The organism is Streptomyces sp. NPDC058464 (assembly GCF_042721035.1).
In the GTDB taxonomy this organism is placed as follows: Bacteria; Actinomycetota; Actinomycetes; order Streptomycetales; family Streptomycetaceae; genus Streptomyces.
On sequence record NZ_JBHXMA010000006.1, the window covers coordinates 146,541 to 170,657 of the forward strand.

At 71.1% G+C, this 24,117-nt stretch carries 22 protein-coding genes; 21 read left to right on the forward strand and 1 reads right to left on the reverse strand.

The features are described from left to right. Positions 1–110: 110 nt before the first annotated feature. The 7 genes from aroC (at position 111) to nusB (ending at position 6,290) form a co-directional block, all read left to right on the forward strand. Positions 111–1,295: a chorismate synthase gene (gene aroC / locus ACFWPQ_RS11035; protein ID WP_384032148.1), complete on the forward strand. Its 1,185-nt coding sequence runs from the start codon at positions 111–113 to the stop codon at positions 1,293–1,295. A 32-nt stretch (positions 1,296–1,327) separates the two neighbouring features. Next, positions 1,328–1,810: a shikimate kinase gene (locus ACFWPQ_RS11040; protein WP_384032327.1), complete on the forward strand. Its 483-nt coding sequence runs from the start codon at positions 1,328–1,330 to the stop codon at positions 1,808–1,810. After that, positions 1,807–2,898, forward strand: coding sequence for a 3-dehydroquinate synthase (gene aroB / locus ACFWPQ_RS11045; protein WP_384032150.1), 1,092 nt, complete (start codon positions 1,807–1,809; stop codon positions 2,896–2,898). Before ACFWPQ_RS11040 ends, aroB begins: the two co-directional genes overlap by 4 nt. A 142-nt stretch (positions 2,899–3,040) precedes the next feature. Continuing rightward, positions 3,041–3,865: a Pro-rich N-terminal domain-containing protein gene (locus tag ACFWPQ_RS11050; RefSeq protein ID WP_384032152.1), complete on the forward strand. Its 825-nt coding sequence runs from the start codon at positions 3,041–3,043 to the stop codon at positions 3,863–3,865. 265 nt (positions 3,866–4,130) lie between these two features. Continuing rightward, positions 4,131–5,237, forward strand: a complete 1,107-nt coding sequence (locus tag ACFWPQ_RS11055) for an aminopeptidase P family protein (protein ID WP_384032154.1) — start codon at positions 4,131–4,133, stop codon at positions 5,235–5,237. Positions 5,238–5,289: 52 nt separating this feature from the next. Continuing rightward, positions 5,290–5,856 carry an elongation factor P gene (efp, locus tag ACFWPQ_RS11060; protein WP_046726575.1) on the forward strand — a complete coding sequence of 189 codons (567 nt, stop codon included), beginning with the start codon at positions 5,290–5,292 and terminating at the stop codon, positions 5,854–5,856. A gap of 2 nt (positions 5,857–5,858) precedes the next feature. Continuing rightward, on the forward strand, positions 5,859–6,290 hold the full coding sequence (nusB, locus tag ACFWPQ_RS11065) for a transcription antitermination factor NusB (protein WP_384032156.1): 432 nt from the start codon (positions 5,859–5,861) through the stop codon (positions 6,288–6,290). A gap of 294 nt (positions 6,291–6,584) precedes the next feature. Here the strand turns inward: nusB and bldD are convergent, their stop codons facing one another. Further along, positions 6,585–7,088: a transcriptional regulator BldD gene (bldD, locus tag ACFWPQ_RS11070; protein WP_014671524.1), complete on the reverse strand. Its 504-nt coding sequence runs from the start codon at positions 7,086–7,088 to the stop codon at positions 6,585–6,587. Positions 7,089–7,341: 253 nt separating this feature from the next. On the opposite strand from bldD, the gene pyrR reads away from it, so the two are divergent. From pyrR to ACFWPQ_RS11140, 14 genes are all read left to right on the forward strand, one after another. Next, the gene (gene pyrR / locus ACFWPQ_RS11075) at positions 7,342–7,932 is read left to right on the forward strand and encodes a bifunctional pyr operon transcriptional regulator/uracil phosphoribosyltransferase PyrR (protein WP_384032159.1); all 591 of its coding nucleotides are present in this window, start codon (positions 7,342–7,344) and stop codon (positions 7,930–7,932) included. 85 nt (positions 7,933–8,017) lie between these two features. Beyond that, positions 8,018–8,998 carry an aspartate carbamoyltransferase catalytic subunit gene (locus tag ACFWPQ_RS11080; RefSeq protein WP_361298974.1) on the forward strand — a complete coding sequence of 327 codons (981 nt, stop codon included), beginning with the start codon at positions 8,018–8,020 and terminating at the stop codon, positions 8,996–8,998. A 5-nt stretch (positions 8,999–9,003) separates the two neighbouring features. Further along, positions 9,004–10,290 carry a dihydroorotase gene (locus tag ACFWPQ_RS11085; protein WP_384032162.1) on the forward strand — a complete coding sequence of 429 codons (1,287 nt, stop codon included), beginning with the start codon at positions 9,004–9,006 and terminating at the stop codon, positions 10,288–10,290. Beyond that, positions 10,287–10,856 carry a hypothetical protein gene (locus ACFWPQ_RS11090; protein WP_384032164.1) on the forward strand — a complete coding sequence of 190 codons (570 nt, stop codon included), beginning with the start codon at positions 10,287–10,289 and terminating at the stop codon, positions 10,854–10,856. Before ACFWPQ_RS11085 ends, ACFWPQ_RS11090 begins: the two co-directional genes overlap by 4 nt. Then, complete coding sequence (gene carA, locus ACFWPQ_RS11095) at positions 10,853–11,995, forward strand: glutamine-hydrolyzing carbamoyl-phosphate synthase small subunit (RefSeq protein ID WP_384032166.1); 1,143 nt, start codon at positions 10,853–10,855, stop codon at positions 11,993–11,995. Before ACFWPQ_RS11090 ends, carA begins: the two co-directional genes overlap by 4 nt. After that, a complete protein-coding gene (gene carB, locus ACFWPQ_RS11100; protein WP_384032168.1) occupies positions 11,988–15,299 on the forward strand; it encodes a carbamoyl-phosphate synthase large subunit in 3,312 nt (1,103 codons plus the stop codon). Before carA ends, carB begins: the two co-directional genes overlap by 8 nt. Positions 15,300–15,456: 157 nt before the next feature. Next, positions 15,457–16,563 carry a quinone-dependent dihydroorotate dehydrogenase gene (locus ACFWPQ_RS11105; protein ID WP_384032170.1) on the forward strand — a complete coding sequence of 369 codons (1,107 nt, stop codon included), beginning with the start codon at positions 15,457–15,459 and terminating at the stop codon, positions 16,561–16,563. Then, positions 16,560–17,405 (forward strand): orotidine-5'-phosphate decarboxylase, encoded by an 846-nt coding sequence (pyrF, locus tag ACFWPQ_RS11110; RefSeq protein WP_384032172.1) that lies wholly within the window; start codon positions 16,560–16,562, stop codon positions 17,403–17,405. The genes ACFWPQ_RS11105 and pyrF overlap by 4 nt, the downstream gene beginning before the upstream one ends. A 267-nt stretch (positions 17,406–17,672) precedes the next feature. After that, entirely contained in the window at positions 17,673–17,996 is a 324-nt protein-coding gene (locus tag ACFWPQ_RS11115) for an integration host factor (protein ID WP_003977346.1), read from the forward strand. Positions 17,997–18,056: 60 nt separating this feature from the next. Then, the gene (gene gmk / locus ACFWPQ_RS11120; protein ID WP_361298995.1) at positions 18,057–18,650 is read left to right on the forward strand and encodes a guanylate kinase; all 594 of its coding nucleotides are present in this window, start codon (positions 18,057–18,059) and stop codon (positions 18,648–18,650) included. Positions 18,651–18,701: 51 nt separating this feature from the next. Next, a complete protein-coding gene (gene rpoZ / locus ACFWPQ_RS11125; RefSeq protein WP_005319902.1) occupies positions 18,702–18,974 on the forward strand; it encodes a DNA-directed RNA polymerase subunit omega in 273 nt (90 codons plus the stop codon). 115 nt (positions 18,975–19,089) lie between these two features. Beyond that, positions 19,090–20,295 (forward strand): bifunctional phosphopantothenoylcysteine decarboxylase/phosphopantothenate--cysteine ligase CoaBC, encoded by a 1,206-nt coding sequence (coaBC, locus tag ACFWPQ_RS11130; RefSeq protein ID WP_384032175.1) that lies wholly within the window; start codon positions 19,090–19,092, stop codon positions 20,293–20,295. A 239-nt stretch (positions 20,296–20,534) separates the two neighbouring features. After that, the gene (gene metK, locus ACFWPQ_RS11135; protein ID WP_384032177.1) at positions 20,535–21,743 is read left to right on the forward strand and encodes a methionine adenosyltransferase; all 1,209 of its coding nucleotides are present in this window, start codon (positions 20,535–20,537) and stop codon (positions 21,741–21,743) included. 132 nt (positions 21,744–21,875) lie between these two features. Next, positions 21,876–24,047, forward strand: coding sequence for a primosomal protein N' (locus ACFWPQ_RS11140; RefSeq protein ID WP_384032179.1), 2,172 nt, complete (start codon positions 21,876–21,878; stop codon positions 24,045–24,047). Positions 24,048–24,117 lie beyond the last annotated feature (70 nt).

The window sequence follows — 24,117 nt, forward strand, 5'->3', positions numbered from 1 at the left end:
AGGATCGGAGGTGGCGGACCGGGGCCGCGCACCCGGTCGGGCCGTCGCCGTACGCGAGGACGTGCGTACGCAGGGCAGTAGTACCAGGGCGCGAGCACTGAGGAGCATCGTTGAGCAGGCTGCGTTGGCTGACCGCGGGGGAGTCCCACGGTCCCGCACTTGTCGCGACGTTGGAGGGCCTTCCCGCCGGCGTGCCGATCACCACGGAGATGGTCGCGGACCATCTGGCGCGGCGGCGGCTCGGTTACGGCCGCGGTGCGCGCATGAAGTTCGAGCGTGACGAGGTGACGTTCCTCGGCGGTGTCCGGCACGGACTGACGCTCGGCTCCCCGGTCGCGATCATGGTGGGCAACTCCGAGTGGCCCAAGTGGGAGCAGGTCATGGCGGCCGACCCGGTCGACCCGGAGATCCTCGCCGGCCTCGCCCGCAACGCCCCGCTGACCCGCCCGCGCCCCGGCCACGCCGACCTCGCCGGTATGCAGAAGTACGGTTTCGACGAGGCCCGGCCGGTCCTGGAGCGGGCCTCCGCCCGGGAGACCGCGGCCCGCGTGGCGCTCGGCGCCGTCGCCCGGTCGTACCTCAAGGAGACGACCGGCATCGAGATCGTCTCGCACGTCGTCGAGCTGTGCTCCGTGAAGGCCCCGCAGGGCGTGTACCCCGTGCCGGCCGACGTCGAGAAGCTGGACGCCGACCCGCTGCGCTGCCTGGACGCCGACGCGTCGAAGGCGATGGTCGCGGAGGTCGACCAGGCCCACAAGGACGGCGACACCCTCGGCGGTGTGGTCGAGGTGCTGGCCTACGGCGTCCCCGTCGGCCTCGGCTCGCACGTGCACTGGGACCGCAAGCTGGACGCCCGTCTCGCCGGTGCTCTGATGGGCATCCAGGCGATCAAGGGCGTCGAGATCGGCGACGGCTTCGAACTGGCCCGGGTGCCCGGCTCCAAGGCGCACGACGAGATCGTCAACACCCCCGAGGGGATCCGCCGCGTCTCCGGCCGGGCCGGCGGCACCGAGGGCGGGCTCTCCACGGGCGAACTGCTCCGGGTGCGGGCCGCGATGAAGCCCATCGCCACCGTGCCGCGTGCCCTGCAGACCGTCGACGTCACCACCGGCGAGGCCACCCAGGCCCACCACCAGCGCTCCGACGTCTCCGCCGTGCCGGCCGCCGGCATCGTCGCCGAGGCGATGGTCGCGCTCGTCCTCGCGGACGCGGTGGCGGAGAAGTTCGGCGGCGACAGCGTGGCCGAGACCGGGCGCAACGTCCGGTCGTACCTCGACCACCTGGCCATCCGGTGAGCGCCGCGCAGAGGGTGGTGCTGGTCGGGCCGATGGGCGTGGGCAAGTCCACGGTCGGGCAGCTGCTCGCCGAGCGGCTCGGTGTCGGCTACCGGGACACCGACGAGGACATCGTCGCCGCCGAGGGCCGCACCATCGCCGACATCTTCGTGGCCGAGGGCGAGCCGGCGTTCCGGGCGATCGAGAAACGGGCGGTCCAGGCGGCGCTGGCCGAGCACGAGGGTGTCCTCGCGCTCGGCGGGGGCGCGATCCTCGACGCGGAGATCCGCGGCCTGCTCGCCGACCGCCGGGTGGTCTACCTCTCGATGGACGTCGAGGAGGCCGTCAAGCGCACCGGCCTGAACGCGGCCCGGCCGCTGCTCGCCCTCAACCCGCGCAGGCAGTGGCGCGAGCTGATGGAAGCCCGGCGGCACCTCTACGAGGAGGTCGCCACGGCCGTCGTCGCCACCGACGGCCGGACACCCGAAGAGGTCACCCAAGCAGCCCTGGACGCACTGGAGTTGAAGGAAGCATGAGCGAGGCAGTCACCCGGATCCAGGTCGGGGGTACGGCGGGCACCGATCCGTACGAGGTCCTGGTGGGCCGGCAACTCCTCGGCGAACTGGGCGGGTTGATCGGCGAGAAGGCCAAGCGGGTCGCCGTCGTGCACCCCGAGGCGCTCGCCGAGACCGGTGACGCGCTCCGTGCCGACCTGGCCGGGCAGGGCTACGAGGCCGTCGCCATCCAGGTGCCGAACGCGGAGGAGGCCAAGACCGCCGAGGTCGCCGCCTACTGCTGGAAGGCGCTCGGCCAGTCCGGCTTCACCCGCTCCGACGTCATCGTCGGCGTGGGCGGCGGTTCGACGACGGACCTGGCCGGTTTCGTGGCCGCGACCTGGCTGCGCGGGGTCCGCTGGATCGCCGTCCCCACCACCGTCCTGGCGATGGTGGACGCGGCCGTCGGCGGCAAGACCGGCATCAACACGGCCGAGGGCAAGAACCTGGTGGGCGCCTTCCACCCGCCGGCGGGCGTCCTCTGCGACCTCGCCGCCCTCGACTCGCTCCCGGTCAACGACTACGTCTCGGGACTTGCCGAAATCATCAAGGCCGGGTTCATCGCGGACCCGGTGATCCTGGAGCTCATCGAGTCCGACCCGCAGGCCGCGCGCACCCCGGCGGGCCCGCACACGGCCGAGCTGATCGAGCGTTCCATCCGGGTGAAGGCCGAGGTCGTCTCCTCCGACCTGAAGGAATCGGGCCTGCGGGAGATCCTCAACTACGGGCACACGCTCGGCCACGCCATCGAGAAGAACGAACGCTACAAGTGGCGCCACGGTGCCGCGGTCGCCGTCGGCATGCACTTCGCCGCCGAGCTGGGCCGACTGGCCGGCCGGCTGGACGACGCGACGGCCGACCGCCACCGCACCGTCCTGGAGTCGGTCGGCCTTCCGCTGCACTACCGCTACGACCAGTGGCCCAAGCTGGTCGAGACGATGAAGGTCGACAAGAAGTCCCGCGGCGACCTGCTCCGCTTCATCGTCCTGGACGGCCTCGGCAAACCGACCGTCCTGGAAGGCCCGGACCCGGCCGTCCTCCTCGCCGCGTACGGCGAGGTCGGGCAGTAGGTCCGCCGCTGTTCCTTCCGCCCGATTCGCCTGGCGACGCGGGCACTTCGGACCGCCCCCGGCCGTTTCACCAAAGGACGACCGCGGGCGGTACCGTTCGGTAACGAGCGCAGCCGAACATGACGAGACGGAGTGGCACCGGATGCAGCACGCAGTGGGATCTCCGCTGCCGCCGCCCCATCAGCCGGGGCAGGGACCGACCGGCTGGCAGCCGGCCGCACAGCACCCGGGAGCGCCGCAGGGCTCTCCGCCCGTGCCGCCACCGCCGGCCGCCCCGCCGCAGCCGTCGGTTCCTCCGGTCCCCCCGCTTCCCTCGGCCCCGCCGCCGCCCGACACCACGGGCCACGTCCCGCTGCCGCCGGGCGCCCCGGTCGGCATCCCCAGCGCCCCCACCGCGCCCGACCCGACCACCACCACCCTGGCCGTCCTCCTCATCGGCCCGGCCGGTGCGGGCAAGACCAGCGTGGCCAAGTACTGGGCCGACCACCGCCGGGTCCCCACCGCCCACATCAGCCTCGACGACGTCCGCGAGTGGGTCCGTTCGGGCTTCGCCGACCCGCAGTCCGGCTGGAACGAGCACTCCGAGGCCCAGTACCGCCTCGCCCGCCGCACCTGTGGCTTCGCCGCGCGCAACTTCCTGGCCAACGGCATCTCGTGCATCCTCGACGACGCGGTCTTCCCGGACCGCCCGGTCGTCGGCCTCGGCGGCTGGAAGCGGCACGTCGGCCCCGGCCTGCTCCCCGTCGTCCTCCTCCCCGGCCTCGACATCGTCCTGGAACGCAACGCGGAACGCACGGGCAACCGCCGCCTCACCGACGAGGAGGTGGCCCGCATCCACGGCCGCATGGCGGGCTGGTACGGCTCGGGCCTCCCGATCATCGACAACTCGCAGCTGGACGTCCCGGGCACGGCAAGGGTCCTCGACGAGGTCCTGGCACGAGCGATAGCCAGCCCCCCGAACTGGTAAACGGGGTGACTGCCCCTACCTTCTTGTTCTTGTCCTTGGGGGCGCGGGGAACGGCGTGAGCAACCCCCACCGGCCTTTCTTTGAGGGGCGCGGGGAACTGCGCGCCCAGCCCCCACCGGCCCGCAGCCGACACACGACCGGTCTCTCCAGAGGCGCGGCGAACTGCGCAAAAGTCCCACGGACCCGCACCCCACAACGGCGCCCAGCCACCCCACTCGGCCCCCCTCAACCGGCACAAAACGCCCACCCCTCCTACGCTCGACTCATGTCAGACGTGTACGCGGCCCGCCGAACCAGGCTGAGGGAACGCTGCCACGCGGCCGGCAGCCAGTCCGCCGTCATCTCACACCCGGCCAACGTGAGATACCTCGCCGGCGCCGCCCCCGCCGGCTCCGTCCTGCTCCTCGGCAGACGCGAGGACCTCCTCGTCTGCCCCGGCCCGCCCGACGACCGCCCCGGCGAGGCCCGCCCCGACGAGTCCCTGCGGCCGCACCTCCTGGAGGGCCCCGGCGGTGACCCCGCCGTGGCCGCCGCCGACCTCGCCGCCGCCCAGGACACCGACGCCCTCGCCGTCGAGGAGCACCACCTCACCGTGGCCCGGCACCGTGCCCTCGCCTCCGTCGCCCCCCAGCTCCGCCTGACCGACCTGGGCAGCGCCGTCGAGCAGCTCCGGGTCGTCAAGGACGAGGAGGAGATCTCCTGCCTCCGCATCGGCGCCGAGATCGCCGACCAGGCCCTCGGCGAGCTGCTGGAGTCGATCCTCGTCGGCCGTACCGAACGGCACCTCGCCCTGGAGCTGGAGCGCCGGCTGGTCGACCACGGAGCCGACGGCGCGGCCTTCCCCACCTCCGTGGCGACCGGCCCGAACTCCGGCCGCCGCGGCCACCGCCCCACCGACCGGCGGGTCGAGGAGGGCGACTTCCTCTCCGTCTGCCTCGGCGCCACCTACCGCGGCTACCGCTGCGAGATCGGCCGCACCTTCGTCATCGGCACCTCGCCCGCCGACTGGCAGATCGAGCTCTACGACCTCGTCTTCGCCGCCCAGCGGGCCGGCCGGGAGAGCCTCGTGCCCGGCGCCGCCTACCGCGACGTCGACCGCGCCGCCCGCCAGGTACTGGGCTCGGCGGGCCACGTGGAGGGCCTGCAGCCCCTCACCGGACACGGAGTCGGACTCGAAATCGACGAGGACCCGCAGCTCGCCCCTTCAGCCATGGGTAAACTGGACGCTTGCGTGCCGGTCACCGTCGAACCGGGGGTCCACCTCCCGGGCCGGGGCGGCGTCCGGATCGATGACACGCTCGTCGTACGCCCCGAGGCGGACGGCGGACCCGAGCTACTCACCATCACGACCAAGGAGCTGCTCGCACTCTAGGCAAGGTGCGCGCCCCGGGGTCGTCCACGTCAGTCCAGGAGATTCCGCAACCGTGGCTTCCACGAACGACCTCAAGAACGGCCTGGTGCTCAAGCTCGAAGGCGGCCAGCTGTGGTCCGTCGTCGAGTTCCAGCACGTCAAGCCCGGCAAGGGCCCCGCTTTCGTGCGCACCAAGCTCAAGAACGTGCTGTCCGGCAAGGTGGTCGACAAGACCTTCAACGCCGGCGTCAAGGTCGAGACGGCCACTGTCGACAAGCGCGACATGCAGTTCTCGTACATGGACGGCGAGTACTTCGTCTTCATGGACATGGACACGTACGACCAGCTGCACATCGACCGGAAGACCGTCGGCGACGCCGCGAACTTCCTGATCGAGGGCTTCACGGCCGTCGTCGCCCAGCACGAGGGCGAGGTGCTCTTCGTCGAGCTCCCGGCCGCCGTCGAGCTGACCATCCAGGAGACCGAGCCGGGCGTCCAGGGCGACCGCTCCACCGGTGGCACCAAGCCCGCCACCCTGGAGACCGGTCACCAGATCCAGGTCCCGCTCTTCATCACCACCGGTGAGAAGATCAAGGTCGACACCCGCACGAGCGACTACCTCGGCCGGGTGAACAGCTAACCGTGGCTGCCCGCAACACGGCCCGCAAGCGTGCCTTCCAGATCCTCTTCGAAGGCGACCAGCGCGGGGCCGACGTCCTGACCGTCCTCGCGGACTGGATCCGGCTCTCCCGGGACGACACCCGGCAGCCGCCGGTGAGCGAGTACACGATGCAGCTGGTCGAGGGCTACGCCGTGCACGCGAAGCGGATCGACGAGCTGATCGCCCAGTACGCGGTGGGCTGGACGCTGGACCGGATGCCGGTCGTCGACCGCAACATCCTGCGCCTGGGCGCGCACGAGCTGATCTGGGTCGACGAGACGCCGGACGCCGTCGTCCTCGACGAGATGGTGCAGCTCGCCAAGGAGTTCTCCACGGACGAGTCGCCCTCGTTCGTGAACGGGCTTCTGGGGCGTCTGAAGGAGCTGAAGCCGTCGCTGCGCCGCGAGGCGTGAGCCGACGAAACGCCGGAGGGCCTGCAGCAAGGCATGCTGCAGGCCCTCCGGCGTTCTGTGCGCCCAATGGATGGGGCGGTGCGGTTGTGGGGCGGCTGCGGGCCGTGTGGGGCTTGTCGCGCAGTTCCTCCCCCAGCCTTCGGCCGGGGGTACCCCCAGCGCCCCTCGGTACGTCGCGGTTGCCCAGCGCCGGGAAGCTCGCGCCTCTGATCGCAAAAAGAACCGCCGGGCCGACCGGAACCCATCGAGTTCCAGCCACCCCGGCGGCACGTTTCTGCTCAGTCGTTGTAAGGGTCAGGCCTCTTCGTGGGTGGCCACCGCGCGGCGAGCGTCCGCGTCCAGGACGCCCCAGCTGATCAGCTGCTCGGTGAGGACCGAGGGGGACTGGTCGTAGATGACGGCCAGTGTGCGCAGGTCGTCCTGGCGGATCGACAGCACCTTGCCGTTGTAGTCACCGCGCTGGGACTGGATCGTCGCCGCGTAGCGCTGGAGCGGGCCCGCCTTCTCGGCCGGCACGGTGGCCAGCCGCTCCAGGTCGAGGACCAGCTTCGGCGGGGGCTCGGCGGCACCGCCGGGGGTCGTGCCGGGCAGCAGCTCCTGCACCGGAACCCCGTAGAAATCCGCCAACTCTGCAAGGCGCTGTACGGTCACGGCGCGGTCGCCGCGCTCGTACGAACCGACCACCACGGCCTTCCAGCGCCCCTGGGACTTCTCCTCGACACCGTGGAGGGAAAGGCCCTGCTGGGTGCGGATGGCCCGGAGCTTGGCCCCGAGCTGTTTGGCGTATTCGCTGGACATATGGCTCCCCGGACACTGTGTCGACGCGGCCGGCCTTGGTTCCTGCCGCGCGGCTGGTAACTCACTGTGAGGTTACGCAGCGTTACTCTGCTGCGTCAAGCCGAATGGTCCGCACCGACTCTTCCGTGGTAGCGATGACCGATTACGCCAGGGGGGTGATCAGGGGCCTCTCCGCCACCTGATACGGTGGATGGCGCAAATCCGACGTCCTTTAAAGTCCGTCCCGTGAGGCGGAGAAGGGGGTCCGTTTCGTATGGACAAGCAGAACCAGCAGGAAAAGCCCGACACCGCGGTGCAGGCTTCCGATGCCCGGCCCGTTCTCGAGGGCCCGGACATCGCGCGGGTGCTGACCCGCATCGCCCACGAGATCGTCGAGCGCGCCAAGGGCGCCGACGACGTGGTGCTCCTCGGCATCCCGACCCGCGGCGTCTTCCTCGCCCAGCGGCTCGCCGCCAAGCTGGAGGAGATCACCGACCGCAAGACGCCCGTCGGTTCGCTCGACATCACCATGTACCGCGACGACCTGCGCATGCACCCGCCGCGGGCGCTGGCCCGCACCGAGATCCCCGGTGACGGCATCGACGGCAGACTGGTGGTCCTCGTCGACGACGTGCTCTTCTCCGGCCGCACCATCCGCGCCGCCCTCGACGCCCTGAACGACATCGGGCGCCCCCGCGCGGTCCAGCTCGCGGTCCTCGTCGACCGCGGCCACCGCGAACTGCCCATCCGCGCCGACTACGTCGGCAAGAACCTCCCCACGTCGTTGCGGGAGACGGTCAAGGTCCTGCTCGCCGAGGAGGACGGTCGCGACACCGTGCTGCTCGGCGCCAAGCCGACCTCGTAGCAGGCCGAGGGGCCCGCACCGCACCGGTGCGCCCATGCCTGCCCGCAATCTCCCGATATGTGAACTGCCTTACGGAGCCTGACAGATGCAGCGTCATCTCATCTCGGCCGCCGACCTCACCCGCGACGACGCCGTCCTGATCCTCGACACCGCCGAGGAGATGGCCCGGGTCGCCGACCGGCCGATCAAGAAGCTGCCGACCCTGCGCGGCCGCACCGTCGTCAACCTCTTCTTCGAGGACTCGACCCGGACCCGGATCTCCTTCGAGGCCGCCGAGAAGCGCCTCTCCGCCGACGTCATCAACTTCACCGCCAAGGGGTCCAGCGTCTCCAAGGGCGAGTCCCTCAAGGACACCGCCCAGACCCTGGAGGCGATGGGCGTCGACGCCGTCGTCATCCGGCACGGCGCCTCCGGAGCGCCCTACCGCCTCGCCAACTCCGGCTGGATCGACGCGGCCGTCATCAACGCCGGCGACGGCACCCACCAGCACCCCACCCAGGCCCTCCTGGACGCCTTCACCATGCGCCGCCGCCTCGTCGGCCGGGACGCCGGGATAGGGCAGGACCTGGCCGGCAGGCGCATCACGATCGTCGGCGACGTCCTGCACAGCCGCGTCGCCCGCTCCAACGTCGACCTGCTGCACACCCTCGGCGCCGAGGTCACCCTGGTCGCCCCGCCCACCCTGGTGCCGGTCGGGGTCGAGCGGTGGCCGTGCGAGGTGTCGTACGACCTCGACGCCGTACTGCCCAAGTCCGACGCGGTGATGATGCTCCGCGTGCAGCGCGAGCGCATGAACGCCGCCTTCTTCCCGACCGAGCGCGAGTACTCGCGGCGCTACGGCCTCGACGGCGAGCGCATGGCGAAGATGCCCGAGCACGCCATCGTGATGCACCCCGGCCCGATGGTCCGCGGCATGGAGATCACCGCCGAGGTCGCCGACTCGGAGCGCTGCACCGTAGTCGAGCAGGTCGCAAACGGAGTCTCCATCCGGATGGCGGTTCTGTACCTCCTGCTCGGCGGCAACGAACCCGCCGTCAGCCACGCCCGCACCACCGAGGAGAAGTAAGACCCATGAGCAAGATCCTGATCCGTGGTGCGAAGGTGCTCGGCGGTGAGCCGCAGGACGTACTGATCGACGGTGAGGTCATCGAGGCGGTCGGCAGCGGGCTGTCCGCAGAGGGCGCGGACGTCGTCGAGGCTGTCGGCAAGGTGCTGTTGCCCGGCCTCGTCGACCTGCACACCCACCTGCGCGAGCCCGGCCGTGAGGACTCCGAGACCGTCCTCACCGGCACCCGCGCGGCGGCGAGCGGCGGCTACACGGCCGTGTTCGCCATGGCCAACACCTTCCCGGTCGCCGACACCGCCGGTGTCGTCGAGCAGGTCTACCGGCTCGGCCAGGAGCACGGCTACTGCGACGTCCAGCCGATCGGCGCCGTCACCGTCGGCCTGGAGGGCAGGAAGCTCGCCGAGCTGGGCGCCATGCACGAGTCGGCCGCCGGGGTCACCGTCTTCTCCGACGACGGCAAGTGCGTCGACGACGCGGTGATCATGCGTCGCGCCCTGGAGTACGTGAAGGCCTTCGGCGGGGTCGTCGCCCAGCACGCCCAGGAGCCGCGGCTGACCGAGGGCGCCCAGATGAACGAGGGCGTCGTCTCGGCCGAGCTGGGGCTGGGCGGCTGGCCCGCGGTGGCCGAGGAGTCGATCATCGCGCGGGACGTCCTGCTCGCCGAGCACGTCGGATCGAGGGTCCACATCTGCCACCTGTCGACCGCCGGGTCCGTGGAGATCGTGCGCTGGGCCAAGTCCCGGGGCATCGACGTCACCGCCGAGGTCACCCCGCACCACCTGCTCCTCACCGACGAGCTGGTGCGGTCGTACAACCCGGTCTACAAGGTCAACCCGCCGCTGCGCACCGAGCGGGACGTCATGGCCCTCCGTGAGGCGCTGGCCGACGGCACGATCGACATCGTCGCCACCGACCACGCCCCGCACCCGCACGAGGACAAGGACTGCGAGTGGGCCGCGGCCGCCATGGGGATGGTGGGGCTGGAGACCGCGTTGTCGGTGGTCCAGGAGACCATGGTGGACACGGGCCTGCTGACCTGGGCCGGCGTCGCGGACCGGATGTCCGTCAAGCCCGCGCGGATCGGACAGGCCGCCGGTCACGGTCGTCCCGTCTCGGCAGGTGAGCCCGCCAACCTCGTCCTCGTCGACACGGAATACCGTGGCGAGGTGGACCCCGCGGGCTTCGCCTCGCGCAGCCGCAACACCCCGTACGAGGGACGCGAGCTGCCGGGCCGTGTCACCCACACGTGGCTGCGGGGCAAGGCGACGCTCGTGGACGGGAAGCTGACGTGACACCTCTGATCCTGCTGGCCGACGAGAAGAAGTCGGCCGCGGTCACCGACTGGTCCGCCCGCATCGGCTGGCTCGTCGGCCTCGCCCTGTTCGTCGCGCTCGTCTACTGGCTGATGCGCGAGGGCTGGAAGTGGCGCGGCACCCTCCAGGGCGACCTCCCGGAGCTGCCCACCGCGCCGGACGACCTCGGCGAGGCCAGACTGACGATGAGCGGCCGCTACCACGGCTCCACCACCGCCGGGCAGTGGCTGGACCGCATCGTGGCGCGCGGCCTCGGCTCCCGCAGCCGGGTCGAGCTCACCCTGACCGACGCGGGCCTGGCCGTCGTGCGCCCCGGCGCCACCGACTTCTTCATCCCCGCCGACGCGCTCCGCGAGGCCCTGCTCGGCAAGGGCATCGCGGGCAAGGTCCTCACCGAGGGCGGACTCCTCGTGGTGACCTGGGCGCACGGCGACCGGCTGATCGACTCCGGATTCCGCTCGGACCACGCGTCCGAGCACACCGAGTGGGTCGACGCCATCAACTCAATGATCAAGACACCCAGCACGGAAGGCGCCGAACGATGACGACCTCCACCAGGGGAGCCAGCAAGGTTCCCGCCGTACTCGTCCTGGAGGACGGCCGGATCTTCCGCGGCCGCGCCTACGGGGCCGTGGGGGAGACCTTCGGCGAGGCCGTGTTCTCCACCGGCATGACCGGCTACCAGGAGACCCTCACCGACCCCTCGTACGACCGCCAGATCGTGGTCGCCACCGCCCCGCAGATCGGCAACACGGGGTGGAACGACGAGGACGACGAGTCCAGCCGCATCTGGGTCTCCGGTTACGTCGTGCGCGACCCCGCGCGCGTGCCCTCCAACTGGCGCGCCAAGCGTTCGCTGGACGCTGAACTGGTCGCGCAGGGCGTGGTCGGCATCTCCGGGATCGACACCCGCGCCCTCACCCGCCACCTGCGTGAGCGCGGCTCGATGCGCGCCGGTGTCTTCTCCGGCGAGGCGATCACCACCGACGCCGAGCTCCTCGCACGCGTGCAGGCCCAGCCGCACATGAAGGGCGCCTCGCTCTACGAGGAGGTCGCCACCAAGGAGGCGTACGTCGTCCCCGCGGTCGGCGAGAAGCGGTTCACCGTCGCCGCGATCGACCTCGGCATCAAGGGCATGACCCCGCAGCGGATGGCCGAGCGCGGCATCGAGGTGCACGTGCTGCCCGCGACCGCCACCGAGGACGACGTGTACGCCGTCTCCCCGGACGGCGTGTTCTTCTCCAACGGCCCCGGCGACCCGGCCACGGCCGACGGACCGGTGGCCCTGATGACCGCCGTCCTGGCGCGGAAGACCCCGCTCTTCGGCATCTGCTTCGGCAACCAGATCCTCGGCCGCGCCCTCGGCTTCGGCACCTACAAGCTGAAGTACGGCCACCGGGGCATCAACCAGCCGGTCCAGGACCGTACGACCGGCAAGGTCGAGGTCACCGCGCACAACCACGGCTTCGCCGTGGACGCGCCGCTCGACCAGGTCAGCGAGACGAAGTTCGGCCGCGCCGAGGTCTCGCACGTCTGCCTCAACGACGACGTCGTGGAGGGGCTGCAGCTGCTCGACCAGCCGGCCTTCTCCGTCCAGTACCACCCCGAAGCGGCAGCCGGCCCGCACGACGCCGCCTACCTGTTCGACCGCTTCGTTTCCCTGATGGAGGGCCAGCGTGCCTAAGCGCACCGATATCCAGTCCGTCCTGGTCATCGGCTCCGGCCCGATCGTCATCGGCCAGGCCGCCGAGTTCGACTACTCCGGCACCCAGGCCTGCCGCGTCCTGCGCGCCGAGGGCCTCCGCGTCATCCTCGTCAACTCCAACCCGGCGACGATCATGACCGACCCGGAGATCGCCGACGCGACCTATGTCGAGCCGATCACGCCCGAGTTCGTCGAGAAGATCATCGCCAAGGAGCGCCCGGACGCGCTCCTGCCGACCCTGGGTGGTCAGACGGCCCTCAACACGGCCATCTCGCTGGACGAGAACGGTGTCCTCGCCAAGTACGGCGTCGAGCTGATCGGCGCCAACGTCGAGGCCATCAACAAGGGTGAGGACCGCGACCTCTTCAAGGAGGTCGTGGAGGAGGTCCGCCGCAAGATCGGCCACGGCGAGTCGGCCCGCTCCGTCATCTGCCACACCATGGACGAGGTGATCGCGGGCGTCGAGGAGCTCGGCGGCGGCTACCCGGTCGTCGTCCGACCCTCCTTCACCATGGGCGGCGCCGGCTCCGGCTTCGCCCACGACGAGGAGGAGCTGCGCCGGATCGCCGGCCAGGGCCTCACGCTCTCCCCGACCACCGAGGTGCTCCTGGAGGAGTCCATCCTCGGCTGGAAGGAGTACGAGCTGGAGCTGATGCGCGACAAGCACGACAACGTCGTGGTCGTCTGCTCCATCGAGAACTTCGACCCGATGGGCGTGCACACCGGCGACTCGATCACCGTCGCCCCGGCGATGACCCTCACCGACCGCGAGTACCAGATCCTCCGCGACATCGGCATCGCCGTCATCCGTGAGGTCGGCGTCGACACGGGCGGCTGCAACATCCAGTTCGCGGTGAACCCCGAGGACGGCCGCGTCATCGTCATCGAGATGAACCCGCGCGTGTCGCGGTCCTCCGCGCTCGCCTCCAAGGCGACCGGCTTCCCGATCGCGAAGATCGCGGCGAAGCTGGCCGTCGGCTACACCCTCGATGAAATCCCCAACGACATCACGCAGGAGACCCCGGCCTCCTTCGAGCCCACGCTCGACTACGTGGTCGTCAAGGCCCCGCGCTTCGCGTTCGAGAAGTTCCCGTCCGCCGACTCCACGCTGACCACCACCATGAAGTCGGTCGGCGAGGCGATGGCCATCGGCCGCAACTTCCCCGAGGCCTTCCAGAAGGCGCTGCGCTCGCTGGAGAAGAAGGGCAGCCAGTTCACCTTCGTCGGCGAGCCCGGCGACAAGGAGACCCTGCTGCGCGAGGCGGTACGGCCCACCGACGGCCGGATCAACACCGTCATGCAGGCCATCCGCGCCGGTGCCACGCCCGAGGAGGTCTTCGAGTACACGAAGATCGACCCGTGGTTCGTCGACCAGCTCTTCCTGATCAAGGAGATCGCCGACGAGCTGGCCGAGGCGCCGGAGCTGAGCGCCGAGCTGATCGCGGACGCCAAGCGGCACGGCTTCTCCGACCAGCAGATCGCCGAGATCCGCGGCCTGCGCGAGGACGTCGTCCGCGAGGTCCGGCACGCGCTGGGCGTGCGCCCGATCTACAAGACGGTCGACACCTGCGCCGCCGAGTTCGCCGCGAAGACGCCGTACTTCTACTCCTCCTACGACGAGGAGACCGAGGTCGCGGCGCGCGAGAAGCCGGCCGTCATCATCCTGGGCTCCGGTCCCAACCGCATCGGCCAGGGCATCGAGTTCGACTACTCGTGCGTGCACGCGTCCTTCGCGCTGTCCGACGCCGGGTACGAGACCGTGATGGTCAACTGCAACCCGGAGACCGTCTCCACCGACTACGACACCTCCGACCGGCTCTACTTCGAGCCGCTGACGCTGGAGGACGTGCTGGAGATCGTGCACGCCGAGCAGCAGGCCGGTCCGGTCGCCGGTGTGATAGTGCAGCTGGGCGGCCAGACCCCGCTGGGCCTGTCGCAGGCGCTGAAGGACAACGGCGTGCCGATCGTCGGCACCTCGCCGGAAGCTATCCATGCGGCCGAGGACCGGGGCGCCTTCGGGCGCGTGCTCGCCGAGGCCGGCCTGCCGGCGCCCAAGCACGGCACCGCCACCACCTTCGCCGAGGCCAAGGCCATCGCCGACGAGATCGGCTACCCGGTGCTCGTCCGGCCGTCCTACGTGCTCGGCGGCCGTGGCATGGAGATCGTCTACGACGAGACCCGCCTCGCCACCTACATCGCCGAGTCGACCGAGATCAGCCCCTCCCGGCCGGTGCTCGTCGACCGGTTCCTGGACGACGCGATCGAGATCGACGTCGACGCGCTGTACGACGGCCAGGAGCTGTACCTCGGCGGCGTGATGGAGCACATCGAGGAGGCCGGCATCCACTCCGGCGACTCCGCCTGTGCCCTGCCCCCGATCACGCTCGGCGGCTTCGACATCAAGCGGCTGCGGGCCTCGACGGAGGCCATCGCGAAGGGTGTCGGCGTCCGCGGCCTGATCAACATCCAGTTCGCGATGGCCGGGGACATCCTCTACGTCCTCGAAGCCAACCCGCGCGCGTCCCGTACGGTCCCCTTCACCTCGAAGGCGACCGCGGTGCCGCTGGCCAAGGCCGCCGCCCGGATCTCGCTGGGCGCGACCGTCGCCGAGCTGCGCGCCGAGGGGCTGCTGCCGGCCCGCGGTGACGGCGGCGAGCTGCCGTTCGACGCGCCGATCTCCGTGAAGGAGGCGGTCATGCCGTGGTCGCGGTTCCGGGACATCCACGGGCGGGGTGTGGACACCGTCCTCGGCCCGGAGATGCGCTCCACCGGCGAGGTGATGGGCATCGACTCCGTCTTCGGCACGGCGTACGCCAAGTCGCAGGCCGGGGCGTACGGGCCGCTGCCCACCAAGGGCCGCGCGTTCATCTCCGTCGCCAACCGCGACAAGCGGTCGATGATCTTCCCGGCGCGTGAGCTGGTCGCGCACGGCTTCGAACTGCTGGCCACGTCAGGCACGGCCGAGGTGCTCAAGCGCAACGGCATCAACGCGACCGTCGTGCGCAAGCAGTCGGAGGGGGTCGGCCCCAACGGTGAGAAGACGATCGTGCAGCTCGTCCACGACGGCGAGGTGGACCTCATCGTCAACACGCCGTACGGCACCGGGGGTCGTCTGGACGGGTACGAGATCCGGACAGCCGCGGTGGCGCGGTCGGTGCCGTGTCTGACGACCGTGCAGGCGCTGGCGGCGGCCGTGCAGGGGATCGACGCGCTGAACCACGGGGATGTGGGGGTGCGGTCGCTGCAGGAGCATGCGGAGCGTTTGACGGCCGCGCGGGACTGAGCAGGTCGTAGTGAGGCTGCGGGCCGGTTGTGGCTGGTCGCGCCCACGCGGCGGAGCCGCATATCGAATACCGCCCCGCGCCCCTGAAGGGGCGCGTTGCCCAGACGTCTATGAAGGGGGGCACCGGTGACGGTGTCCCCCTCCGCATGAGGACTCCATGTACAAGATCTTCTTCAACCTCGTTTTCAAGCGGATGGACCCGGAACAGGCCCACCACCTGGCCTTCCGGTGGATCCGGCTCGCTGCTCGCATCCCCGTGCTGCGTACCTTCGTCGCCGCCGCCCTCGCTCCCCGGTACAAGGAGCTGCGTACCGAGGCCTTCGGGCTGCGGATGCACGGGCCGTTCGGGCTTGCCGCCGGGTTCGACAAGAACGCCGTCGCGATCGACGGGATGTCGATGCTCGGGTTCGACCACGTCGAGATCGGGACCGTGACCGGGGAGGCGCAGCCGGGTAATCCGAAGAAGCGGCTGTTCCGGCTCGTCGCGGACCGGGCGCTCATCAACCGCATGGGCTTCAACAACGACGGTTCGCTGGCCGTCGCCGCGCGGCTCGCCACCCGTGAGGCCGTCTTCAGGACCGTCGTCGGCGTCAACATCGGCAAGACCAAGGCCGTACCGGAGGCCGAGGCCGTCGGCGACTACGTGAAGTCCGCCGAGCGGCTCGCGCCGTACGCCGACTACCTGGTCGTGAACGTGTCGTCGCCGAACACGCCCGGGCTGCGCAACCTCCAGGCCGTCGATCACCTCCGGCCGCTGCTGACGGCCGTGCGCGAGGCCGCCGACCGCGTGGCGGCGAACCGCCGGGTGCCGCTGCTGGTGAAGATCGCGCCCGACCTCGCCGACGAGGACGTCGACGCCGTCGCCGACCTGGCCGTGGAGCTGGGCCTGGACGGGATCATCGCCACCAACACCACCATCGCGCGGGAGGGGTTGGGGCTGCGCTCCGATCCCGCCCTGGTGAAGGAGACCGGCGGGCTCTCCGGGGCGCCTCTCAGGGCGCGCTCCCTGGAGGTGCTGCGGCGGCTGTACGCGCGCGTGGGCGACCGGATCACCCTGGTGGGCGTCGGCGGCATCGAGAACGCCGAGGACGCCTGGCAGCGCATCCTGGCCGGTGCCACGCTGGTCCAGGGCTACAGCGCCTTCATCTACGAGGGCCCCTTCTGGGGCCGTGCCGTCCACAAGGGTCTCGCGGCGCGCCTGCGTACCAGCCCGTACGCCACTCTCGCCGACGCCGTCGGCGCCGATGTGAGGAAGACCGTATGAGCCCGTTGGAGCCCTTCGGCGCGCGGCTGCGCGGTGTGATGGACGAGCGCGGTCCGCTGTGCGTCGGTATCGACCCGCATGCCTCGCTGCTCTCCGAGTGGGGTCTGAACGACGACGTCACGGGGCTGGAGCGGTTCAGCCGTACCGTCGTCGAGGCGGTGGCCGACCGGGTCGCCGTGATGAAGCCGCAGAGCGCCTTCTTCGAGCGGTTCGGCTCGCGCGGAATCGCCGTGCTGGAGCGGGTGGTGCAGGAGGCGCGGGCGGCCGGGACGCTGGTCGTCATGGACGCCAAGCGCGGCGACATCGGCTCGACCATGGCCGGGTACGCGGAGGCCTATCTGCACAAGGACGCCCCGCTGTTCTCGGACGCGTTGACCGTCTCGCCGTACCTCGGCTACGGCTCGCTCAGCCCGGCCGTCGCGCTGGCCAGGGAGAGCGGGGCCGGCCTGTTCGTGCTGGCGCTCACCTCCAACCCGGAGGGCCCCGAGGTGCAGCACGCGGTGCGCGCCGACGGTCGTACGGTCGGCGCCACCGTGCTGGCCCACCTGGCCGCCGAGAACGCGGGGGAGGAGCCGCTGGGATCCTTCGGCGCCGTTGTCGGTGCCACGGTCGGCGACCTGTCGTCGTACGACCTCGACATCAACGGTCCGCTCCTCGCGCCGGGCGTCGGTGCGCAGGGGGCGACGGCGGCCGACCTTCCCGAAGTCTTCGGGGCGGCGGTGCGCAACGTGGTTCCAAACGTGAGCCGAGGTGTTTTGCGTCACGGTCCCGACGTCGGGGCCCTGCGGGCGGCCGCGGAACGGTTCGCGGGTGAGATCCGGGACGTCGTCGCAGGTCGGTGAGGACTCCGAGGAGTGCCGCGGCGGGCGCTTCGGCGCCTGCCCGAACGTGAATACATCCTCAAATCCTGGGCAGTATGTCTGAAATGTCTGGCCTGACGGAGGCTGACCAGGACTTTTCCGCTGTTCTCGCTGACTCCGGCGGACTTGCCCGCTAGTCTCCGAGCAGAGTCAACGGGCAAGCGTGTTGCTCGTAGCTCCCCAGGTGTGGGGCGACTAGGTTCCTCACCGGTCCGTATCCGACAGTTCGACATCCGAGGTGACGTAGGCGTGGCTCTTCCGCCCCTTACCCCTGAACAGCGCGCAGCCGCGCTCGAAAAGGCCGCCGCGGCTCGCCGGGAGCGGGCCGAGGTCAAGAATCGACTCAAGCACTCCGGCGCCTCTCTTCACGAGGTCATCAAGCAGGGCCAGGAAAACGACGTCATCGGCAAGATGAAGGTCTCCGCCCTGCTCGAGTCCCTGCCGGGCGTGGGCAAGGTCCGCGCCAAGCAGATCATGGAGCGACTCGGGATCTCCGAGAGCCGCCGCGTGCGTGGCCTCGGGTCCAACCAGATCGCCTCCCTGGAGCGCGAGTTCGGCAGCACCGGTTCCTGATCACCGGGCCGTCCGGGACAGCCGTCCCGGGCGGCCGGCGATTGCTGGAATAATCGCTGCATGGCTGCAACATTCCGGGGGACGACCCCCGAGCCCCCGGACGTACGTCCGCGGCTGACCGTGCTCTCCGGCCCCTCCGGGGTCGGCAAGAGCACGGTCGTCGCCCATATGCGCAAGGAACACCCCGAGGTCTGGCTCTCGGTTTCGGCGACCACCCGCAGGCCCCGCCCGGGCGAGAAGCACGGAGTCCACTACTTCTTCGTCTCCGACGAGGAGATGGACAAGCTGATTGCCAACGGCGAACTCCTGGAGTGGGCCGAATTCGCCGGCAACCGCTACGGCACCCCGCGTGCCGCGGTCCTCGAACACCTCGAATCCGGTGTGCCGGTCCTCCTGGAGATCGACCTCCAGGGCGCCCGGCAGGTCCGCGAGACCATGCCGGACGGCCGGCTGGTGTTCCTGGCTCCGCCCTCCTGGGAGGAGCTGGTGCGCAGGCTCACCGGACGCGGCACCGAGGCGCCCGAGGTGATCGAGCGCCGGCTGGACGCGGCCAAGATCGAGCTCGCGGCCGAGCCGGAGTTCGACGAGACACTGGTCAACACCTCCGTCGAGGACGTGGCGCGCGAGCTGCTAGCCTTGATGGACGTTGTGTGATCGTTGCTGATCATTCAGACTGAATCTTTCCCATCCATCGGAAGGCAGAGCGTGTCCTCTTCCATCACCGCGCCCGAGGGCATCATCAACCCTCCGATCGACGAGCTCCTCGAGGCCACCGACTCGAAGTACAGCCTCGTGATCTACGCGGCCAAGCGTGCCCGCCAGATCAACGCGTACTACTCGCAGCTCGGCGAGGGCCTCCTCGAGTACGTCGGTCCGCTCGTCGACACCCACGTCCACGAGAAGCCGCTCTCCATCGCCCTGCGCGAGATCAACGCGGGTCTGCTGACCTCCGAGGCCATCGAAGGCCCGGCGCAGTAGTACTTTCGTATTGCAGTTGACTTATCCACAGGCCCGGCAGCCCGACTGCCGGGCCTGTGGTGTGTGATGGAGACGTGCGCCGGAGCCGGTGCGGGAGCCAAGTGCGGGGAGTGACGTGGACAAGCCGAGGGTCGTGCTGGGGGTCAGCGGCGGCATCGCCGCCTACAAGGCCTGTGAGCTGCTGAGAAGGTTCACCGAGTCGGGTCACGACGTCCGGGTCGTGCCCACCGCCTCCGCGCTGCACTTCGTCGGCGCCGCCACCTGGTCCGCCCTCTCCGGCAACCCCGTCTCCACCGAGGTCTGGGACCACGTCGAGGAGGTCCCGCACGTCCGCATCGGCCAGCACGCCGACCTGGTCGTCGTCGCCCCCGCCACCGCCGACATGCTCGCCAAGGCCGCCCACGGCCTCGCCGACGACCTGCTCACCAACACCCTCCTCACGGCCCGCTGCCCGGTTGTCTTCGCCCCCGCGATGCACACCGAGATGTGGGAGCACCCGGCCACCCAGGAGAACGTGGCCACGCTGCGCCGCCGCGGCGCCGTCGTGGTCGAACCGGCGGTGGGCCGCCTCACCGGCGTCGACACCGGCAAGGGCCGGCTGCCCGACCCGGGGGAGATCTTCGAGGTCTGCCGTCGCGTCCTCGCGAGAGGAGTGGCGGAGCCCGACCTGGCCGGCCGGCACGTCGTCGTCTCCGCCGGCGGCACCCGCGAGCCCCTCGACCCCGTCCGCTTCCTCGGCAACCGCTCCTCCGGCAAGCAGGGCTACGCCCTCGCCCGCACGGCCGCCGCCCGGGGGGCCAGGGTGACGCTGGTCGCCGCGAACACCGCAGGGCTGCCGGACCCGGCCGGCGTGGACGTCGTCCCGGTCGGTACGGCCGTACAGCTGCGCGAGGCGGTGCTGAAGGCGGCCGCCGACGCCGACGCCGTGGTGATGGCCGCCGCCGTCGCCGACTTCCGCCCCGCGGTCTACGCGGCCGGGAAGATCAAGAAGAAGGACGGCCAGGATCCCGAACCGATCGTCCTGGTGCGGAATCCGGACATCCTCGCGGAGATCTCGGCCGACCGGGCGCGGACCGGACAGGTGATCGTCGGCTTCGCCGCCGAGACCGACGACGTCCTCGCCAACGGCCGGACCAAGCTCGCGCGCAAGGGCTGCGACCTGCTCGTGGTGAACGAGGTGGGCGAGCGCAAGACCTTCGGCTCCGAGGAGAACGAGGCCGTGGTGCTCGGCGCCGACGGCAGCGAGACGCCTGTGCCGCACGGGCCGAAGGAGGCTCTCGCCGACACCGTGTGGGATCTGGTGGCGGCCCGTTTGGGTTAACTTATTTCAGCCATATGTCAACTTTCCCGGGTGTGACATTACGGTGCGGTGACTCTGGCCAAGGCCGCCGACCATTGGGCAGAATGCCCGTGCCGCAGGTCACAGCACTCCCGAGTGTCGAGACAGGTGGGCCGGCGGCGGAGTGCGACCGATAAACTGTTCTCGGACGATGCCCGGGTGCAGCCCCCGTGTTGTCCGCCAATGATCAGCCAGCAGCCGCTGCAACCCCAGGGAGCGTTGTGTCCCGTCGCCTGTTCACCTCGGAGTCCGTGACCGAGGGTCACCCCGACAAGATCGCTGACCAGATCAGCGACACCATTCTCGACGCGCTTCTGCGTGAGGACCCGACCTCACGGGTCGCCGTCGAGACGCTGATCACCACCGGCCTGGTGCACGTGGCCGGCGAGGTCACGACCAAGACGTACGCGGACATCGCGACGCTGGTCCGCAACAAGATCCTCGAGATCGGTTACGACTCCTCGAAGAAGGGCTTCGACGGAGCCTCCTGTGGCGTCTCGGTCTCGATCGGCGCGCAGTCCCCGGACATCGCCCAGGGCGTGGACACGGCGTACGAGAACCGTGTCGAGGGCGACGAGGACGAACTCGACAAGCAGGGCGCCGGTGACCAGGGCCTGATGTTCGGCTACGCGACGGACGAGACGCCGACGCTGATGCCGCTCCCGATCTTCCTGGCGCACCGCCTCTCCAAGCGCCTCTCCGAGGTCCGTAAGAACGGCACCATCCCCTACCTGCGCCCCGACGGCAAGACGCAGGTCACCATCGAGTACGACGGCGACAAGGCCGTCCGCCTCGACACGGTCGTGGTCTCCAGCCAGCACGCCTCGGACATCGACCTGGAGTCGCTGCTCGCGCCCGACATCCGCGAGTTCGTCGTGGAGCCGGAGCTGAAGGCGCTGCTGGACGACGGCATCAAGCTCGACACCGAGAACTACCGTCTGCTGGTCAACCCGACCGGCCGCTTCGAGATCGGCGGCCCGATGGGCGACGCCGGCCTGACCGGCCGCAAGATCATCATCGACACCTACGGCGGCATGGCCCGCCACGGTGGCGGCGCCTTCTCCGGCAAGGACCCGTCCAAGGTCGACCGCTCGGCCGCCTACGCCATGCGCTGGGTCGCGAAGAACGTGGTCGCCGCCGGTCTGGCGTCCCGCTGCGAGGTCCAGGTCGCGTACGCGATCGGCAAGGCCGAGCCCGTCGGCCTCTTCGTGGAGACCTTCGGCACCGCCAAGATCGACGCCGAGAAGATCGAGAAGGCGATCGACGAGGTCTTCGACCTGCGTCCGGCCGCCATCATCCGCGACCTCGACCTGCTCCGCCCGATCTACTCGCAGACCGCCGCGTACGGCCACTTCGGCCGCGAGCTCCCCGACTTCACCTGGGAGCGCACGGACCGCGTGGACGCCCTGCGCAAGGCCGCGGGCCTGTAACCCCGGAGCCACCTCGACGAAGGCCCGGCTTCCCTTCGAGGGAGCCGGGCCTTCGGCGCGTCATGGGGACGGTTCGTCATACGGGAGGTTCGGCGGCGCCGGTTGTCAGTGGCGTTTGGTAAGAATGCAAGGGTGAGCAGCGAGAACGGGCAGGGGGGCGAGGGCGCCGCAGGGGCGCCGCCGGAGCAGCTCGCGCTCATTCGGGAGAGCGTGCGAGGGGCCAAGGTGCCCCGGGCCAAACCGCGGACCTGGCGGGGGGCCGCGCTGGCCGAGCGGTTGCCGGTCGCGCGGGTGCTCGTGGACAAGGGTGTGCTCCACCTCGACCGCTACTTCGACTACGCCGTCCCCGCCGAGCTGGACGCCGAAGCACAGCCGGGGGTGCGGGTGCGGGTGCGGTTCGGGGCCGGGCGGCACCGGGTGCGGGACGGGCGACGGGAGGGCGGGGGGCTGATCGACGGGTTCCTGGTGGAGCGCCTCGCCGAGTCCGACTACTCGGGGCCGCTGGCCGCGCTGGCCCAGGTGGTGTCGCCCGAGCCGGTGCTGAGCGAGGAGCTGCTGCGGCTCGCACGGGCGGTCGCCGACCGGTACGCGGGGAGCCTCGCCGATGTGCTGCAACTGGCGGTGCCGCCGCGCAGCGCACGGGCCGAGAAGCGGCCGTCGCCCGAGCCGCTGCCGCGCCCGACCGTGCCCGACCCCGGTTCCTGGGCGCGGTACGAGCACGGGGCCGCCTTCGTGGAGTCACTGGCCGCCGGCGGCGCACCACGTGCGGTGTGGAACGCCCTGCCGGGACCGGAGTGGAGCGCCGAGATCGCCCGGGCCGTCGCCGCCACGCTGGCCTCGGGACGCGGCGCGCTCGTCGTCGTACCGGACGGGCGGGCCGCCGCGCGGGTCGATGCCGCGCTGACCGATGTGCTGGGCGCGGGACGGCATGCGCTGCTCACGGCCGATGCCGGGCCCGAGAAGCGGTACGCGCAGTGGCTCGCCGTCAGCCGCGGCTCGGTGCGGGCGGTCGTGGGGACGCGGGCGGCCATGTTCGCGCCGGTCCGGGATCTCGGGCTCGTCGCGATCTGGGACGACGGGGACGACAGCCACAGCGAACAGCACGCCCCGCAGCCGCATGCGCGGGATGTGCTGTTGTTGCGGGCGGCCCTGGACAAGTGCGGGTTTCTGCTCGGGAGTTGGAGCTGCACGGTGGAGGCCGCGCAACTCGTGGAGAACGGCTGGGCGCGGCCCCTGGTGGCGGGACGGGAGCAGGTACGGCGGGCGGCGCCGCTGGTGCGGACGGTCGGCGACGGGGACCTGGCACGGGACGAGGCCGCGCGGGCCGCGCGGTTGCCGACGCTCGCCTGGCAGGCCGTCCGGGACGGGCTGCGGCACGGACCGGTGCTGGTACAGGTGCCCCGACGGGGGTACGTGCCGCGACTGGCTTGCGCCCAGTGCCGGGCGCCGGCGCGCTGCCGGCACTGTGCCGGTCCGTTGGAGGCGCGGGATGCCGGGGCGCTGGAGTGCGGGTGGTGCGGGCGAACGGAGAGCGACTGGCACTGCCCCGAGTGCGGCGGCTTCCGGCTCCGCGCCCAGGTGGTCGGGGCCCGACGGACCGCCGAGGAACTGGGGCGGGCCTTTCCCGCCGTACCCGTACGTACCTCGGGGCGTGAGCAGGTGCTGGACACCGTGCCGGGGACACCCGCACTGGTCGTGAGCACCCCGGGCGCGGAGCCGGTCGCCGAGGGCGGCTACGCGGCGGCCCTGCTGCTGGACGGCTGGGCCATGCTGGGACGGCCGGATCTGCGGGCCGGTGAGGACGCGCTGCGCCGGTGGATCGCGGCCGGGGCGCTGGTGCGGCCCCAGGGAGACGGCGGGACCGTGGTCGTCGTCGCGGAGCCGACACTGCGGCCCGTGCAGGCGCTGGTGCGGTGGGATCCCGTCGGGCACGCGGTACGGGAGCTGGCCGAGCGGGCGGAGCTGGGGTTTCCGCCGGTCTCGCGGATGGCGGCGGTCTCAGGGACGGCGGAGGCGCTCGCCGAGTTCCTCGGTACGGCCGAACTGCCTTCGGACGCCGAGGTGTTGGGGCCGGTTCCGGTGCCCGTGGTGCGGGCCGGGGCGCCTCGACGGGCGGGCGCGCCGCCGCCGGGGGAGCACTGGGAGCGGGCGCTGGTCCGGGTGCCGCCGGGAAGTGGGGCGGCGCTCGCCGCCGCGCTGAAGTCGGCTCAGGCGGCCCGGATGGCGCGGGGGAGCGGGAGTGGAGGCGGGGGCGGGGGCGGGGAGGCGGTTCGGGTGCGGATCGATCCGCCGGACATCGGGTGACCGGCAGACGGCTGCCCTCCCGGATGCTTGCCGGGAGGGCAGGGGCGGGCGGGTCGGCCCTTCGGGTCAG